The 3,015-nt window shown below is 71.7% G+C and carries 6 protein-coding genes; 2 read left to right on the top strand and 4 right to left on the bottom strand.

The genetic code is table 11. The features are described 5' to 3' along the window. Window positions 1-65, bottom strand: a 65-nt coding sequence (locus A6Q79_RS18585; protein WP_369037995.1) for a glutamate--tRNA ligase family protein, incomplete at its 3' end; no start/stop codon positions are given. Further along, window positions 62-424 (bottom strand): hypothetical protein, encoded by a 363-nt coding sequence (locus tag A6Q79_RS07245; RefSeq protein ID WP_317697422.1) that lies wholly within the window; start codon window positions 422-424, stop codon window positions 62-64. The genes A6Q79_RS18585 and A6Q79_RS07245, both read right to left, overlap by 4 nt. Before the next feature lie 266 nt (window positions 425-690). On the opposite strand from A6Q79_RS07245, the gene A6Q79_RS07240 reads away from it, so the two are divergent. Continuing rightward, window positions 691-1,155: a PGPGW domain-containing protein gene (locus A6Q79_RS07240; protein ID WP_067853026.1), complete on the top strand. Its 465-nt coding sequence runs from the start codon at window positions 691-693 to the stop codon at window positions 1,153-1,155. A gap of 19 nt (window positions 1,156-1,174) precedes the next feature. Here the strand turns inward: A6Q79_RS07240 and A6Q79_RS07235 are convergent, their stop codons facing one another. Together A6Q79_RS07235 and A6Q79_RS07230 are read right to left on the bottom strand one after the other, a co-directional pair. Continuing rightward, window positions 1,175-1,519, bottom strand: a complete 345-nt coding sequence (locus A6Q79_RS07235) for a GNAT family N-acetyltransferase (protein WP_286689564.1) — start codon at window positions 1,517-1,519, stop codon at window positions 1,175-1,177. 26 nt (window positions 1,520-1,545) lie between these two features. Next, on the bottom strand, window positions 1,546-2,535 hold the full coding sequence (locus A6Q79_RS07230; RefSeq protein ID WP_286689565.1) for a pirin family protein: 990 nt from the start codon (window positions 2,533-2,535) through the stop codon (window positions 1,546-1,548). Window positions 2,536-2,617: 82 nt separating this feature from the next. Here A6Q79_RS07230 and A6Q79_RS07225 point away from each other — a divergent pair. Then, window positions 2,618-3,015: hypothetical protein (locus A6Q79_RS07225; protein WP_317697417.1), on the top strand; the 398-nt coding region annotated here is incomplete at its 3' end.

Raw genomic sequence — 3,015 nt, 5'->3', positions numbered from 1 at the left:
GAATAGGCATGTCCGAGATGCAGTGGCCCCGTCGGAGACGGAGCAAAACGAGTGGTAAAGGTCACACTTTTTCAATCACATAGACGTCAGCGTTCAAGTCGAGGCCCGGTAGGTGCGGGCCATTTTCCTTGAATAGCAACCGGGCCGCCCCGCAATCAAGCCATTCATTCATCGCACCGATGTAGCTGGGATCGGCAAGCGCATGATCGTTCAGAGAAAATGCCAGCAGATCGCCTCGGTTCAGCCCATGCATCAAATGCCCAAAAACGGAGGCCGGTGCCGCGCCGGTACCAAGCACGCCACAGGCGACAACCGCTCTGTAGACGCCTGATTTGAAGGGGGTGCTGCTGTTGGGGTCAATCTGCGTCAGGTTCCTGTGCGCACCCTTGCTGCGGGCGACGACGGCCTTGACGGTCTGCGGCATGCGGTCCTCCTGGTGCTGACGTGCGGACACCACGACGCTATCGGGTCGCGCGGACACCTGCTCGGGGTGCGGACGGGCGCGGCTGGACCTACCGTTCAGGCACCGACGCGACCCGCGCGTCCGGCGAAGGGGCCCACCATGCGCATCCTCCTGATCATCCTCGTCATCCTGGCGATCATCTACGTCGCGCAGCTGGTCCTGAAGAAGCGTTGACCGATGTTTCCCCTCGCTCGGTAGGCTCTGGCGACCGACGACGAGAGGACGACATGGGCGTCATCCACCACGGCAAGACCATCGCGCTGGAGATCCTCGGCTGGGTCATGGTCCTGCTCGGCATCGCCGCCATCTTCCTGCCCGGGCCGGGACTGCTCCTGTTGTTCGGCGGGCTCGCCCTGCTGTCCCAGCGCTACGAGTGGGCACGGCGTCGCGTGGAGCCGGTCAAGGACGCCGCCCTGCGCACGGCCGCCCAGGGCGTGCAGACGTGGCCGCGCATCCTCGCCTCGCTGGCCGGCGTGGTCTGGCTGGTCGGCCTCGGCGTCGTGTGGGGCCTGCAGCCTCCCGCGCCCGACTGGTGGCCGCTGCGCGACTCGTGGTGGCTGCTGGGCGGCTGGGGCACGGGGGCCACGCTCATCGTGTCGGGGCTGATCGCCCTGGCGACCATCGTCTACAGCTTCCGTCGCTTCCGCGGCCGCTCGATGGACGACGTGCGCCGCGAGATCGCCGAGACCTGAGCGTCGACCGACCGGCCGGTCAGGCGGGCCAGTCGACGAGGTCGTCGAACCTGCCCTCGTGCTTGCGGAGCCAGCTCGCGACGTAGGGGCAGTGCGGGACGATCCGCAGGTCCGACGCGCGGACGTCGTCGAGTGCGTAGGCGACGAGCACCGACGCGAGGCCGCGTCCGCCGTACGCCTCGTCGACCTCGGTGTGCAGGAAGTCGCGCTGCGCGCCCGCGCCGTTCCCCTCCAGGTCGCGGTAGTCGGCGTGGCCGATGACGGTGCCGTCGTCGAGGAGCTCGTAGCGCTGTTGCTCGGGGGCGTGGCGGACGACGACCACGCGTCCCTCGTCGTCGCGGTGCTCGGTGGGGGGCAGGCTCATCGAGGGTCCTCTCGTCGGGTGCGCGGTCAGCCGCGCGGTCGGATGCGGGCGTTCGGGAGGGCGGGTGCCGGCAGCGGGGCCTCCGAGTCGCCCTCGGGCAGCCCGAACGGTCCGTCGGAGCCGTCGCCGGCCTGCTTGCCGTCGATCTCGGCCTGCCAGGCCGCGCGGTACTCGACGACGTCGTCGTGGCTGCGGCCGACGAAGTTCCACCACATGACGATCTGCTCCCCGAACGGCGGCCCGCCGATGAGCAGGACCCGGCTGTCCTCGGTCGCCCGCAGGGTGATGCGGTCGCGACCCGGCGCCAGGTAGCCGAGCTCGTCCTTCGCGACGGGGTCGGCGTCGGCCAGCACGGCGCCGGTGTCGACGAGCACGCCGTGCTCGAAGGTCGGGTCGACGTCGAGCTCGAGGACGGTGCCGCGGTCGAGGCGCAGCTCCGCGCCGAGCAGCGGCGTGTGCGTGACGACGGGGGAGGTCGATCCGAGCAGGCTGCCGAGGAAGACCTGCGCCGACCACGCGCCCTCCGCGGTGCGGCCGTCGACGGTCGGCGGCGCGTAGTGCTCGAAGGTCTTCTCGACGAAGCGGGCGTGCTGCGGCAGCGCCACCCAGAGCTGGGCGCCGTGCAGCACGGTGGTGTCGGCGGTGGACCGCTCGGAGTGACTGATCCCGCGTCCGGACGTCATGAGGTTCAGCTCGCCGGGCCGCACGTCGGCGTGGAAGCCGGCGCTGTCGCGGTGCTCGACGGTGCCCGAGAACAGCCAGCTGACGGTCTGCAGCCCGGTGTGCGGGTGCGGCGGCACGTCCATGCCGCCGGTCTCGGACACGTCGTCGGGACCGTAGTGGTCGAGGAAGCACCAGGCGCCCACGAGCGACCGCTCGCGCTGGGGGAGCGTGCGCCGGACCGTCATCGCGCGGGGTCCGCCGAGCGGCACGTCGCGCGGCGTGAGCACCTGCAGACCGGCCGGCGCGTCCGCGCCGCAGACCATCTCGTCGGGCGAGGTCTCGGTGTTGCTCATGGTGGTCCGGCCCTCCTGCTGCGGTGGCTGGCCACCCTGCGGCAGCCGACGCGGCCAGCGTATCCCCGCGTAGGCTGGACGGGTGACGCAGCGTGATCCCGGACCCCCGCGTCGCCCCCACCCTGACGCGGCCGGGCGGCACCGGGTCTCGCGTGCCCGCACCGTGCGTCGCGGACGCGTGGCCGCACTCGCCGCGTCGCTGCTCGTGACGCTCGTCGTGGTGGTGCTCTCGGCGGTCCGGCCGTCGCCCGAGGAGCGGGTGGCGACCGAGGACACCGCGTCGACCTGGGGTCTCGAGGCCGCGCTGCCCACCGTCACCCCGTCGGCGACGCCGTCGCCCTCCCCGCGCTCGTCGCAGGGCGCGCGCCGCACGGCCGAGGTGGAGCCCACGACGTTCCCGCAGACCGGGGCCGGCACGTTCCGCACGGCAGCCGTCGTCGACGTGGCCGGCTCGGGCGGCGGCCGCGACCGCACCTACAC

The organism is Aeromicrobium sp. REDSEA-S32_B7 (genome assembly GCF_001626145.1).
In the GTDB taxonomy this organism is placed as follows: domain Bacteria; phylum Actinomycetota; class Actinomycetes; order Propionibacteriales; family Nocardioidaceae; genus Aeromicrobium; species Aeromicrobium erythreum.
The sequence above is the reverse complement of the archived record's forward strand: the minus strand, read 5'-3'. Positions and strand labels throughout refer to the sequence as shown.

Bases quoted from the DNA above. Each gene is read 5' to 3' on its own strand.
- A6Q79_RS07245 (WP_317697422.1), bottom strand. From the start codon at position 424: ATGCCGCAGACCGTCAAGGCCGTCGTCGCCCGCAGCAAGGGTGCGCAC.
- A6Q79_RS07230 (WP_286689565.1), bottom strand. From the start codon at position 2,535: ATGAGCAACACCGAGACCTCGCCCGACGAGATGGTCTGCGGCGCGGAC.
- A6Q79_RS07235 (WP_286689564.1), bottom strand. From the start codon at position 1,519: ATGAGCCTGCCCCCCACCGAGCACCGCGACGACGAGGGACGCGTGGTC.
- A6Q79_RS07240 (WP_067853026.1), top strand. From the start codon at position 691: ATGGGCGTCATCCACCACGGCAAGACCATCGCGCTGGAGATCCTCGGC.